Consider the following 14,569-nt stretch of genomic DNA (forward strand, 5'->3'; position numbering starts at 1 on the left):
CAAATAAATATCTTGCCAACTTCAAACTTATCTCTAAACTTTCTTTAAAAATATTCGATAATGTACTGGGTTGAAATAGTTAGTTAGTTAAGCAAACCTTATCAGTAAAGAACCATCCTCATTCTTTCTGATAAATCGATTTCCCGAAACCTTGGTTTCGGGATTTTTTTTTGCATACTTAACTAATTCATTAAGTAATCGATAATAAAAGGTGAATGAAAATTAACAAAAACAAACAAGCAGCTTCTAATGAAAAAATTATTACTGACAACAGCAATTTTTGTTTTGATATTAAACATACAAGCGAAAGCTCAGTTTAAGGATTGGGATTCAAAATTTGGCATAAGGTATAATCAAATCTACCCTGAAAATGAATTTAGAAATGTAGGATTTGGCGGGAACGATGATTTTTCTTTTAAATCTTATCATTTCTCATTTTTAGCTGAGATACTATATTCAGTTAAACTATCAGATGTATTTGATGCTGAGTTTAATCTTGGTTATGGTAGATATGCCGGAGATGCATATTGTAACGATATTGATCAGGGTGATTACAAAACAACTATACTTCCGTTCGATATAAGAGTAAAGGTTAATCCATTTCGTTTTAATTCATGGAATCCCTTTTTCTATGCCGGTGCCGGAATTATGCATTACATATCCCACATAAAACCTGAAGGACTAGATAGTGATTTTAACAATAAAAATGGATGGGCTGGTTTATTTCCTTTTGGATTTGGTTCCGAGTTTTCACTTGGTAAAAACTTTCTTTTTGAGTTTTCACTCGGCGGAGCTATTAGTTCCAGTTATGAGCTTGATGGTTTTCAAAGCCGGACAAAAAAGATTTGGGATTCTTATCTCAATACTTCAGTTGGTTTTATCTATCTCATTAACAGCACTGAAAAGGACACATTTGGAAATAAGGACATCAATGAATTAAAAATCAATCCTTTAACTACAGATACTGATGCTGATGGTTTACCGGATTTTGATGAAGTAAATAAATATAAGACTAATCCGCAAAAGATAGATTCTGACTCAGATGGTTTAACTGATTATCAGGAAATAATTGAATATAAATCAAATCCGTTAAATGCTGATACAGATGGTGATGGCTTAACAGACTATGATGAAATCACAAAATATAAAACTGATCTACTTAATCCTGATACGGATGGTGATGGTTTAAGTGATTCCGAGGAAATATTTGCATATAAAACGAATCCGCTTGACAAAGATACCGATGGCGGTTCTATTGATGACCTCACTGAAGTTAAAAGAGGAACAAATCCTTTGTCTTTTAAAGATGATATTCAAGAAACAAAAAAACAGGTCTTTGTTTTTGATAATATTACTTTTGGATTTGATAAAACGAATATAACACGTGAATCTGAGAAAATATTAAACAATGCATTGATAGTGCTTAAAGAACATGAGAATATTCTTATCGAAATTGGCGGTCATACTGATAACAGAGGTACAAAAAACTATAATAAGATTTTGTCTTTAAAGAGGGCTGAATCAGTTAAAAACTGGTTAACAAAAAAAGGAATAGAGGCTGAACGAATGACTGCAATCGGATATGGAATGGAAAAACCGTTTGTACCGAATACAACCAGGGCGAACCGGCAGAAGAACAGACGTTGTGAATTAAAGCAGACTAATTAATAAAAAAAGGCTTTCCTGATGATCAATCCGGAAAGCCTTTTGTACTTATCCAAATTTTTATTTTATTTTATTTCATTTCCATTCTTATCCAATAGAATTGGTTCACCTAACCCAAGTTTTTTTAATTGTTCAAATTGAGTTTCTTTATCACCAGCTACAAGATATACCATCTTATCAGGATTGATATATTTTTGTGCCAGCATCTTATGCTCATCAAAAGTCATTTCTTCAATTTGTTTTTCCTGCAAGTTAATAAAATTGAATGGAAGATTATATTTTGCAATCTGAGTTAACATACCTCTTAATGCTCCGATAGTTTCAAATCTTAAAGCATTTGATTTTATCAACGCATCTTTTGTGAATTTAAGATCATCATCAGAAATACCATTTCTGTATTTATTCATTTCATCACGAAATATTTCAACAGATTCTAATGTTGCATTTGTCTGAACACCAGCATTTGCAGAAAAATATCCGGGATATTCATATCCTGAAAAACCGGTTCTTGCACCGTATGTATAGCCTTTTTCCTCTCTAAGAATCATATTAACAAAACTGTTAAAGCTTCCGCCCAATTTATAATTCATTACTGTTGTCTTAAAATAATCAGGGTCAGTAAATGGTATCCCAATTGATCCAATCCTTATTTCTGATTGTTTTGCCCCAGGAAAATCTATAAAAAATAATTTAGAGCTTTGATATGAATTAAACTTCTCAGGCAGCTTAACAACTGTCCCCTTCTTCTTCCATTTAATTTCCAGGTTGGTAAATTTATCAATAGCAGATTCTTTTGATACATCACCGGCAATACAGATATTAGTATTCTGAGCATCAAAAGCTGAATCATAATACTTCATCAAATCCTGAATTGTAATTGATTGAACAGATGCTTCATTACCAATTGTATTATTTGACAATATGTTATCTTTACCATAAATCAATAATGCAAATACATTTGAAGCTGTAGTGCTTGCAGAAGTTTTGGATCTATTAATGCTCTCGATTGTTTCACTCTTTAATCTCTCAAACTCTTTTTCATCCCATCTTGGCTCAAATAATATTTCTTCAACCAATGCAAATGTTTCAGCAAATTTAGAAGATAGGCAATTAGCCCTAAGACTTATTTCATCATTTGAAGCTGATATTGAAATGTTAGCACCAAGATCCTGAATAGCTTGCTCAAGTTCCAGAGGTGTTTTGGTCTTTGTACCTTGCATCATCATCCGTGCAGTTAAATTAGATGTGCCTACTTTATCCGGTTGGTCAAGCAGCATTCCTCCTTTTATTGAAATCTGAAAGTCAACCAATGGAAGTTCATTTTGTTCAATACCAAGAATTTTAATTCCGTTGTGCAGTGCCCATTTCCAGATTTTCTGTTCTTTAAGTAATGCATCTGGTCCATTAACCGGCATTTTCGATCTGTCAAAAGAAGATGTTATCTTATCAACTTTTACAAGGTTCTCAGGTTTATTACGCAAAGCTGTTTGTTCTTCTTCAGTAAATATTTTGATATTATCTTCCGGAATGATAAACAACTCTGAATTTTCTGCGGCTAATTCAGATTTGCCTTTTGGAACTAAACTAAGCAGCACATATTTCTGATCTTTTAAATACTTGTTATAAACCCTCCAGACATCTGCGCTTGTTACTGAAAGAATTTTCTTTAAGTCAGTGTTTAAATAACCGGGAGTACCCTTAAATACATTATAAGAAGCAAGTTGATAAGATTTACCAAGAACACTTGAGATTGAATTATAAAACTGCGTTTCAATACCTGCTTTGGTTCTTTCCAGATCCTTTTCAGTAAATCCGTCTTTTTCAAACTTAGCAAAACCTTCAAGTATGGATTTTTCTACTTCTGTTAAGTCTTTATTTGGATATGTTCTTACAACAATTCTAAAATCGCCTGCTATCTCTGCTCCATTATCAGCAACATAAAAAGACGGTGCTAGTTTTTTCTCTTCTACTAATAATTTATACAAAGGTGATTTTTTTCCTCTGCCAATTAAATCAGCCAGTACATTTAATGCATAGCTGTCATCGGAATAATTTTCTACAGACGGAAATAACATAGTTAGTTCAGGTGATTGCGCAAAATTATCTTCGTAATAAGCTCTTTTGAAATCTTTAAGTTTAATCAGCATCGGTTTGAGTGCTTCAACTGGTGCAGAGGATTTAATTTCTCCAAAGTATTTTTCAATCCATTTTTTCGTTTGTTCAACATCAAAATCACCTGAAACAACCAGTGTAGCGTTATTTGGTCCATACCATTTAGAATAGAAATCGTGCACATCCTTTAAGGTTGCATTTTGTAAATCTTCTAAGGAGCCAATAGTAGTCCAGTTATAAGGATGCCCTTCGGGATATAATAGCTTTCCTATTATATAGCTCGATTGTCCATAAGGTCTGTTATCATAATTCTGTCTTTTTTCGTTTTGTACTACTTGTTGTTGATTTAGAAAAGCATCATAAGTAACAGTTGGCAGCATAAATCCCATTCTATCAGCTTCGAGCCAAAGCGCTAATTCTAAAGCACTATTGGGAACAACCTCAAAATAAATTGTTCCATCACTCCAGGTTCCTCCGTTCAAAGTTCCGCCATTTCCTTGAATTAATTTAAAGAATTGATCTTGTCCAACGTGTTGAGATTCCTGAAACATAATATGTTCAAATAAGTGAGCAAAGCCGGTTTTGCCCTGAACTTCTCTATTGCTTCCAACATGATATTGAATTGCTACCGCAGTAATCGGGTCTGATCTATCAATGTGTAATATTACATCAAGTCCGTTTTTAAGTGAATACTTTTCAAACTCAAGCTTAAACTCAGTTTGAGCAGATAAGGTTTGAGGAATTAAGGTAATAGAAATCAATATGAGAAAATAAATCTTCAGCATAAAACCTCCGCAACTTTAAATAATTGGTTTTTGTATTAATACTATTGCTATATTTTTATATTAACATAGAGAAGAGCTAAAGGATTAAGACTGTTTATTGTATTCGTCCAAAGCTATTTTTTCCAAATCAGATTTCATTTCTTTGGGCAGGATAACAGTCTCATGAAATTTGCCGTCTTTTCCTTTTTCATCAGGTGCAGAAATAAACAGACCTTTGCTGCCATTTATAATTCTGAATCCTTTAATAATAATTTCGTTATCTAATTGAATATCGAAGAAAGCAAGTGTTTTGCTGGTACCTGTACTTTGGATTTTGTTCATTCGATAGATTTTCATAATGATTACTCCGGTTAGATTAAATTGTAAAATATCATCACGAAGTTAATAACAAGTCAAAAACTTGACAACCAAAATCTTCAAAAAAGTAATAATAATTATTTCTAATAATGGATAGGTTAGATAGAAAACTACTTTAAAACGAAAGAGCCCGCTTAACACAGCGGACTCAATCGCTAACTAACTACTAACCAACTAAAGAAAGGATTATTTCATAAGTACCATTTTACGAACCTGAACAAAATTATCTGTTTCAAGTTTGTAGAAATAGATTCCGGAAGCATTATTTACTGCATTCCATTTAACACTGTAATTACCGGCAGATTTAACTTCGTCAGCTATTACATCAACCTGATTTCCGAGAGCATCGTAAATAATTACTTTAACATTAGTCTGCTCTGGGATTGAGAAATTAATCGTAGTTGTAGGATTAAATGGATTAGGATAATTGTTTGATAAAGTATAAGAGCTTGGTAATTCTGAGTTCATATCGTCAATGCTAACTGTGCCGCCTAATTTACCAATTGATAAATAGAGCAATCCAACTATATATCTTGGGTTGTGCATACCAAAGCTTCTATCTTCAGCTATCATTTTATAATTGAAAAATGCTCCTGCTTCATCCATGGTCCAGGTTGAATCAATAACATTGATATTCGGAGAACCATAAGGAGGCAGTAACATTGCTAACTGCTGCATCAGTCCTTCAACTTCAATCTGCAATCCTTCTGCAACACCATTTTTATCAAGATCAGCATTACCGTTAATGTATAATTTTTTCTGATTGAAGTCTGTACCAATGTTGCCATGACAATCAACACAGGCTTTTACATTATCTTGTCCAAGTGCATTAACCATATTAAATGTATGTCCTCCAACGCTTAAATCAGGATTAAGGACATTGTCATTTTCATACATATGACAGCCTATACAAGTATTTTCAATATCTGCAAAGTGAGGAGATTGATCAAGTGTTTCGCCCCAAGTATAGGCATTAGTTCCGATTAACAAATCACCCTGCGGTCCATGATGAGGGCCAAATCTTGAGTTTAATGATGCCCTATAATTTTGAACATAAGAAACTGCATTAACTCTTGATTGATGACAATTCAAACATAAACCACCATATCCGGCGTTATCAACTGTTAATCCATTTTTCATAGTAGCAGTAACAATTCTAAGCTGATAAGTATTGGTTGCATCGTGCGGATCGTGACAAGTAGCGCAGGTAATCGGATCAGTTTCAGTAACCGGTCCGGTAACACCTTTTAATTTATTAACAAATGCTTTACCATAGTGGCACGGATTACAGGTAGCATTGTTTGAAACATGAGACAATGCATCACCGATACCGTGGAAAGAAAGATCATATTGTAACGGAATATCGTTTTCTTCTCCGCCTTTATGGCAATAAGAACAAACATCAGCAGATAAAGTCATATCAATCTTAGCATTGTCAATTTGTGCTAAGTGATTACTGCCAGGTCCATGGCAAGCTTCGCACTGAATACTTGACCTTCCCATTGCTTCAGGATAAAGAGCAAACAATTGATTGTAAACACCCGGCTGTCTTACAGATGGGAATACAAAAGGAAAATCATCAAAGCCATCATTATTAGCAGCAGGATCAAAACCTGTTGTATGACACGGCATACAAGAAGGAATAAAGAAACCAAATTCTCCGTCAAAAGCTTTTTTATTATCAAGTGCGTGACCGGTAGCTGACCAAGGATTGTAAATATCCGGAATACCAGCGATTGAATATTGATGACATGTTTTACAAGATACTGGTCCGCCCTCTACACCCAAATAAAGCGCAGCATTAAATATCATTTCTGCTGTTTGTGTGCCGCTGGAAAACTTAATTTTATAAGTTCCCTGTACATCAGGTATAAAAGTAATAATCTGATTTGAAGTATCAATTACTTTAACTGAACCAAATTGTACGTTGGAACCTGTTGGTTTTTCAATTACTTGCCAGGTTGGGTTTGAAAAAGCAGCAGTTGATTTGGCTAATACAAAAACTTTTGTTTCAATTCCAACATTTCTAAGTCCATTATACGTTCTGTTAAAATAATGTTCAATACTGTCGGCTTCAACATCATGAGGTGAAACGCCATAGGTAGAAACGCTAACTGTTTGAGCAAAGTTAAGTATTGTTCCTACAGTTAAAATAAAAAAGAACAAGAGTACTGATTTTTTCATATACTATCCTCGATAAATTAAATTATGCTGGTTTGGTAAATCAAACCTTGTTCCAAACATTAACAAAGGTCAATTATTGGATTTCGCCAATTTTTCGATTTTTCGCAATGAATTTTAAATTTGGAATAAGTTAAGTTCTTAAAACTTCTCGATAATAGGAATGAGTGAGTTTTTTCTGTCAAAAATGAGGGAAGCTTTATAGTTGGCAAATAATTCTATGGCTAAGGGTTGATTTATTGTAAGCTTTTTTATTTGTTAATTTTTAACTTTAGTACTCAAGGGTGAATTTTAATAAAGCAAAATTCTGATTTGAAGATATGTGTTTCGCTAAATTTTCTCTTTTCATAAAATTATAAGATACATCAAAGAAGAATCCCCGTATTGGTTCAACTTTGATTGCCAGCTTAAAGAAATTAGTATTTACCCGTTCACCATCTAAAAAAAAAGCTTTTTCTGATTCGAGAATATATCCATGTGATACTGCAATATCTCCGCCGACATTTTTAATCAATACACCATTTTCATCGTAAATATTTTCACCTTCTCTCTGATAACGATATTCAGTACTAAGTCTGATCCATTCATTAAAGTTATAATTAGATTGTATCATAATTTCATCAGAGTTTGGTCCAATCCGGTGCCCAAGATTTGCACCAAAAGCAGTGTAGTTATTCTTGATATCATAATGAGTGTAAACATAAGGGCGGATTCTTGTATATTCTAATATCAAAGAAAGGTCATCAATCCCAATCGGCTGATACCAAAATGCACCAAGCTGATATGCAGTTTTATTCGTATATTTATCAAGTTCAGCGAGATTGCTTAGTATATTTTCATCGAGAAAAAAGGTACCCTGAAATTCAAGATTTTTTAGAAATTTAGTTTGCAAATCAAAATAAATATTTCCATTATCTCTATCCTGCAGGCTCATCTCAATAAATTTATAAAATCCCACAGGTGTAAGGTAACCCAAATCCAAACCTCTGCCTGAATAAATTATTGACTCCCCTATCCCAATATCAAACAAATTTTTAAATTTTAATTTTAGATGATTAAAGGCAAAGTATTTTGTATGATTTTTACTTCTATCCGTATTAAAGTAACTAGTTGTAGAAGTATGAACTGAAGAAATACTGACAATTCCGTAATCAAAATTAAATTTAATAAAATCCATAGCTGGATTATCACCGGATAATAAAAGTTTACTTCCATATCCATAACCAAGTGTGAGGTCTTCTCTACCCAATTGGACTGATAGATGCATATTATCAACTGGTTCTGAATAATATTTTAAGTATCCGGATGTAAAATCGTAATTACCGATATTCTCAATATTTTCGACCCACTTAAAATTGGAAAGTAATTTCGGTTCTATAATTTCAGCAAAGTATCTGTTTCCGCTTCCACCGCCCTTTAATGTTGTTAGATTATATCCAAGATGATTGAAAAGTGTTCCTCTTAATCTGAAACCGATATCAAATAAATTTGAGTTTACTGCACTTGTCTGAGAGAAATCCTGTCCGTGATAAAAATGTCCTAATAAATCCAAATAAAAATTTGCATCCGCCTCCTTATAAGCATATAAGTATTTTATTTTGTCATCATAACTTATTTCCCGATCAGAAGAAGAAGAACTATTCTTTGGATTAAATAATTGTGTGGTTGTATCCGGATGAATTGATTCTGAAAATTCAAACAGATATTTATCTAAAAGTTTTAGCTCGGTATTACTTAAATCAATTTTGTGTTTTGATATTTCATCAAGCAGATTTTTAACTTCAAACCTTGATAAAACAGGATCATCTTCACTAATAAAATCCAAAATGCCTTTAACTTTCATTTCCTTAAGAAATAAATAAACTCCGTTTTTTAACGGAACATTTTCTACCTGTGCAATTATTTGAAATGCTAAAAATATTACAAAGATAATCAGTTGTTTAGGACTCAGTCTCATTTAATATCCGGATTTTAATGTGCAAATATAATTTTATTTTGGATTGATTTGTATAACAACCGGGTGATTCTGGCTTTTAGTTCTAATACAATATGATTAATTTTACAGAAAAAATAGAGGAAAATGAGACCTATATACTTATATGCAAACACAAGCGGTGTTTTGAGAAAAATTGCCGTTGATATGGCTTATTTATTTGCTCATAAGAAAATAAGACTTCCAAAATATTACTTTGAAGACAGCTTGCATTTTATTTATAGTGATTCAAAAAGCTCAAATAAAACCGAGCAGTATTTTCTAACTAAAGATAAAGTTGTAAAAGAGGATAATGACTTTTTCTATTTTGATTTTCCTGTAAAGCTTAATCAGGTTATCGGAATATCAATTTAATTTTTATGCTTACTTATTAAAAACAAAATCATCAAAGGGAAAAATGAAAAGAATATTTTTTTTATTGATAATTAGTATTTCAATCAGTGCTTTTGCTCAGGAAATTCCTGATTCGCTACTAAAAAACGGATGGAATATGAACGGTGTTGTTGGTGTAAACCTGAGTCAGACAGCATTTTCTAATTGGGCACAGGGCGGAACAAACTCATTGGCATTTGCTGTTTATACAAATTTAGGTGCTGTATATTTTGATCATCCATGGAAATGGAAAAACAGATTAAATGCTATTTTTGGGCGAACAAGATTGGAAGATGTTGGCTACAGAACAACAGAAAATGATATTTACTTTGAAAGTGTTGGTTCAAGAAGTATCGGCTGGGCAGTTGACCCTTATGTATCTGTAACCTTCAGAAGCGCTTTAACTAAAGGATACGATTACAGTGTTAATCCTGAATTACAGATTGTAAACTTCTTTGATCCGGGCTATCTTACAGAAGCAATCGGTTTTACCTTCGATAAGAACAAAGTAATCACTACCCGTTTGGGAATTGCATTCCAACAAACATTCGCAGATAAATTTGCTGCTCTTTATACCGATGACCCTGAAACCCAGACTAAAATTGAAGATTTTAAATTTGAAACAGGTTTGGAATCTGTTACTGAAGTTAAATACGAATTTCTGCCTAATATGACCTATAATACTTTTTTAAGATTATTCACAAGATTTAAAGCATTGGATGTTTGGGATGTAAGATGGGATAATATTATTACTGCAAAGGTAAATGATTATATAAATGTAAATTTAGCTGTTACAGTTTTGCACGAAATAAGCCAAACAAGAAAGACACAGCTAAGAGAAGCATTACAGTTAGGATTCAGTTATTCACTATTTTAACCTGAAATAATTTAATGGATTGGAAAGAAATACTGCCTGAACTTAGACAATATGTAACAGAATTTGGAATACATATAATATCTGCTGCTGCAATATTAATTATTGGTATTTGGGTTTCTAAATCTGTTACAAAATTATTAAAGAAAATATTAAACAAAAAAAATGTTGATATTACTTTAGTTGAGTTCTCATCCAGTGCATTAAAGTTTGCATTATATTTATTTGTTATTATTGCTGCAGTCTCACGTCTGGGTATTGAGACAACTTCATTAATTGCCGCCCTTGGCGCTGCAGGTTTGGCAATAGGTCTGGCATTACAAGGATCTTTATCAAATGTAGCAGCAGGTATTATGTTGATTATTTTCAGGCAGGTAAAAGTAGGACAGTTTATCGAGAGCGGAGACGTTAAAGGTACAGTTGAAAAAGTTGGGATTTTCAATACAACTCTGATTACGATTGAGAATAAGGTAATATTTATCCCAAACTCTAAACTCATTAATGATAACATTATTAATTATTCTGAAAAAGAAAATCGTATGATTGATCTGGTTGTTGGCATCAGTTATAAGGATGATATTGATAAAGCAAAATCAACTCTGCAATCTATTATTGATAATGATGCAGATATTTTGAAACAACCTGCAGCAATAATCGCTGTTGGGGAGCTCACCGATAATTCAGTAAGAATCTATGTAAGACCATGGGTGGTTAACAAAAAAGCAGTTGAAGTTAGATTCAGATTGATTGAACAGATTAAGAAAAAATTTGATGAAGAAAATATTTCTATCCCTTATCCGCAAAGAGATGTTTATATTCATCAGAGTAAATAAAGAGTTAATTGAAAGCGTTAATTATTTTGCTGACACTATATTTGTCAGAATCGCACTCATACTAATCTGATTAGTCAGTTCATACTGCTCTGTGCGATTCAAAATATTACTTTTAAGAAAGCTTATTTATATCATAGTTGAAAACATTATTGGGAATAAGTATGAACTCTGTAGAAAAATTTATCACTTCAATCCAAGAAGGATATTCTTTTAAAGGTGATTCACTGACACTTGGTACTGCAATTTATGAAAAGGAAGCTCAGCAAAACCTTCTCGTAAAAGTTCCTCTTAACACAATTAATAGACACGGATTGATAGCAGGTGCAACTGGTACTGGTAAAACAAAAACAGTACAGGTTTTTGCAGAAGCATTGTCCGAAAAAAGTATCCCTGTTCTTTTAATGGATATTAAAGGTGACTTAAGCGGCATTGCAGCGGCAGGGGCTTCAAACCCAAAAATTGATGAGAGGCACTCAAAGATAGGTTTGCCTTTTATCCCAAAAGAATTTCCTGTTGAATTTTTGACTTTGTCAGATGAAAAAGGAACCCGCCTTAGAGCAACAGTTTCAGAGTTTGGTCCTATCCTTGTTTCCAAAATACTTGAACTGAATGATACACAAGCCGGACTTATCGCAGTTCTATTTAAATATTGTGATGATAATAATCTTCCTTTACTCGATCTGAAAGATCTGAAAAAGATTCTGCAATATGCTGCCGATGAAGGTAAACAAGATATTGCTAAAGACTATGGGGCAATTTCGCCGGCATCAATTGGAACCATATTAAGGAAAGTAGTAGAACTTGAACAACAGGGTGCTGAAAAATTCTTTGGAGAAAGATCATTTGAAGTTGAAGATCTTTTAAGGATTGATGAAAATGGTAATGGAGTAATTTCTGTTTTACGTTTAATTGATTTACAAGACCGTCCAAAATTATTTTCTACTTTTATGCTTTCGCTTCTGGCAGAAATTTATTCAACTTTTCCTGAACTTGGTGATAAGGCAGAGCCTAAACTGGTTATTGTTATTGATGAAGCCCATTTAATATTTAAAGAAGCAAGTAAAGCATTGCTTGATCAGATTGAAACAATAATTAAACTTATAAGATCAAAAGGTGTAGGAATTTATTTTTGTACACAGAATCCAACCGATGTACCTCAGGCAGTTCTTAGCCAGCTTGGATTGAAAATACAGCATGCACTCAGAGCATTTACTGCACAAGATAGAAAGATGATAAAGTTAACATCTGAAAATTACCCGATATCAGAATTTTATAAAACTGATGAATTACTCACTTCACTTGGTATTGGCGAGGCTGCTATAAGCACATTAAATGAGAAAGGCGTTCCAACACCGCTTGCTGCAACATTGCTTTGTGCACCAAGATCAAGAATGGATATCTTATCACCTGAAGAACTTGATGCTAAAGTTAAGGCATCATTTCTTTATAAAAAGTATAGTGATGTTATAGACAGAGAAAGTGCTTATGAAATCCTGAATAAGAAAATTAATGCAGCAAAGGAGTTTGAACTTAAAATTCCCGAAGCAACCAAATATCAGTACCCGCAGCCTACTCAAAGACAAACAACTACTACACGCAGAACTGAAAAGAGTACTATGGATAAAGTTATAAACAGCTCTCTTTCCAAACAGGTTGGCAGAACTTTAGTCAGAGAAATAACCCGTGGTTTACTTGGTGTTCTTGGAGTCGGGGGAAGAAGAAGATAAATGAGAGTTAAACTTCTGTTATTATTATTTGCTTTTTTAAATCTGCTGACTCTTGCACAAACGATTACTATAACCGGTTATGTTAAAGATTTAAAAACCAATTCACCAATAGAAAATGCAAAGGTTCAGATTAAGGATTTGCAGAATGGAATAATAGATTCTGTGTTTTCGGATATTGCCGGCAACTGGCAATATGATGTTATCGCTGTTTCTACTGAACCGATTACTTATCTGCCAAATGATTTCAAAGTTGAACAAAACTTCCCTAACCCATTTAATCCATCTACTAAAATTAATTTTTCGATACCATCAGAAGGACAGGTTACTATCAGTGTTCATAATATTCTTGGTGAAATGATTAATCAAAAGAGTACTTACTTAACTGCCGGCGTTTATACAGTTGACTGGTACAGTAAAGGAAGCGCAGGAGTTTATTTATACACCATTTCTTTCGGTAATAAATCATTAACCAAAAAGATGATTCAGCTTGATGGTGGTAGTGGGATTGGTCTTGGAGAAATTCATTCCGGAATTTCAAAAAACTATTCTGCAGCTAACAAATCAGCAGTTGACCTTGAAATAGTGGTTACTAAGTTTAGCTATGCTGCTGATTCAATTTATGCTTCGGTTGTTGGCGGAGAAAATTTTGTCACTGAACTGCAGACAATTCATTCAAAATATACTTTGATTGATCTTCACAACGATGTACTGGAAGTAATGATAAGCGATACAAGCTATCATCTGAAAGATCTTCATTCATATAATCATACCGATATACCAAGGCTGCAAATTGGTGAAGTTGATATTCAATTTTTTTCGATTTGGGTAAATCCATCTGATTATCCTTATTATTTCGGACCCGCTTTGGCAATGCGCGATCGTTTTTATTCTGAACTGTCTTCGAATACACAAACGATTGGGCAGGCTAACACAATTCAGGAAGCTTTAATACTTAACAATCAGAATAAAATTGCAGGAGTTATCGGTGTTGAAGGCGGTCATCATATAGATAATAGTATTGACAATCTTATTGAGCTTTATAATTCAGGTATGAGATATTTAACAATCACCTGGAATAACAGTACCAGTTGGGCTATCTCTGCAAATGACAGCAGAACTCTTACTCAAGGATTAAGTAATTTTGGAAAAGAAGTAATTCGTAAACTGGATTCGCTTGGAGTAATTATTGATGTTTCTCATACCGGAATAAAAACTATTCAGGATATTTTAACAATTACAACAAATCCTATAATTGCATCACACAGCGGAGCGAGAAGTATTCACGATCACAGAAGAAATCTTTACGACTGGCAGATAGAGGATATTGCTAACACCGGCGGAGTAATCGGAGTGGTTTTCTATCCATATTTTCTTAATGGAAGTGCTAGTGCATCAATTGATGATGTAATTGCTCATATTGATCATATCGTAAATTTAGTAGGGACTGATTATGTTTCACTCGGTTCTGATTTTGATGGAATAGAAGTAACTCCATTTGGTCTGGAAGACGTCAGTAAGTTTCCTCAGCTGACATTGGCATTATTACAACATGGTTATACAGAACAGGAAGTTGCAAAATTCTTAGGTGGAAATTTTAAAAGAGTATTTGAACAAGTCTGCGGAAATTAGTTTAACTGCAAACTGATATTCTCAAAAAATTAATCACATAC

General features: G+C 33.3%; 10 protein-coding genes. 6 read left to right on the forward strand and 4 right to left on the reverse strand.

All coding sequences use genetic code 11. The features are described from left to right. Window positions 1-249 precede the first annotated feature (249 nt). Window positions 250-1,668 carry an OmpA family protein gene (locus ROY99_13040; GenBank protein ID MDT3697302.1) on the forward strand — a complete coding sequence of 473 codons (1,419 nt, stop codon included), beginning with the start codon at window positions 250-252 and terminating at the stop codon, window positions 1,666-1,668. Between the two features lie 62 nt (window positions 1,669-1,730). On the opposite strand, the gene ROY99_13045 is transcribed toward ROY99_13040, so the two are convergent. From ROY99_13045 to ROY99_13060, 4 genes are all read right to left on the reverse strand, one after another. Next, window positions 1,731-4,562, reverse strand: a complete 2,832-nt coding sequence (locus ROY99_13045) for a pitrilysin family protein (protein ID MDT3697303.1) — start codon at window positions 4,560-4,562, stop codon at window positions 1,731-1,733. A gap of 84 nt (window positions 4,563-4,646) precedes the next feature. Then, the gene (locus tag ROY99_13050) at window positions 4,647-4,898 is read right to left on the reverse strand and encodes a septation protein SpoVG family protein (GenBank protein MDT3697304.1); all 252 of its coding nucleotides are present in this window, start codon (window positions 4,896-4,898) and stop codon (window positions 4,647-4,649) included. Window positions 4,899-5,105: 207 nt separating this feature from the next. After that, window positions 5,106-7,103, reverse strand: coding sequence for a T9SS type A sorting domain-containing protein (locus ROY99_13055; GenBank protein MDT3697305.1), 1,998 nt, complete (start codon window positions 7,101-7,103; stop codon window positions 5,106-5,108). 268 nt (window positions 7,104-7,371) lie between these two features. Beyond that, window positions 7,372-9,057 (reverse strand): hypothetical protein, encoded by a 1,686-nt coding sequence (locus tag ROY99_13060; GenBank protein ID MDT3697306.1) that lies wholly within the window; start codon window positions 9,055-9,057, stop codon window positions 7,372-7,374. A gap of 123 nt (window positions 9,058-9,180) precedes the next feature. Between ROY99_13060 and ROY99_13065 the strand changes: the two genes are divergently transcribed. From ROY99_13065 to ROY99_13085, 5 genes are all read left to right on the forward strand, one after another. Continuing rightward, window positions 9,181-9,447 carry a hypothetical protein gene (locus ROY99_13065; GenBank protein MDT3697307.1) on the forward strand — a complete coding sequence of 89 codons (267 nt, stop codon included), beginning with the start codon at window positions 9,181-9,183 and terminating at the stop codon, window positions 9,445-9,447. Between the two features lie 43 nt (window positions 9,448-9,490). Then, window positions 9,491-10,342: a DUF3078 domain-containing protein gene (locus ROY99_13070; protein ID MDT3697308.1), complete on the forward strand. Its 852-nt coding sequence runs from the start codon at window positions 9,491-9,493 to the stop codon at window positions 10,340-10,342. 14 nt (window positions 10,343-10,356) lie between these two features. Then, complete coding sequence (locus ROY99_13075) at window positions 10,357-11,172, forward strand: mechanosensitive ion channel (GenBank protein MDT3697309.1); 816 nt, start codon at window positions 10,357-10,359, stop codon at window positions 11,170-11,172. Window positions 11,173-11,333: 161 nt separating this feature from the next. After that, window positions 11,334-12,899 carry a DUF853 family protein gene (locus ROY99_13080; GenBank protein MDT3697310.1) on the forward strand — a complete coding sequence of 522 codons (1,566 nt, stop codon included), beginning with the start codon at window positions 11,334-11,336 and terminating at the stop codon, window positions 12,897-12,899. After that, window positions 12,900-14,528, forward strand: a complete 1,629-nt coding sequence (locus ROY99_13085; GenBank protein MDT3697311.1) for a membrane dipeptidase — start codon at window positions 12,900-12,902, stop codon at window positions 14,526-14,528. Window positions 14,529-14,569 lie beyond the last annotated feature (41 nt).

It is taken from the genome of Ignavibacterium sp., from assembly GCA_032027145.1.
In the GTDB taxonomy this organism is placed as follows: domain Bacteria; phylum Bacteroidota; class Ignavibacteria; order Ignavibacteriales; family Ignavibacteriaceae; genus IGN3.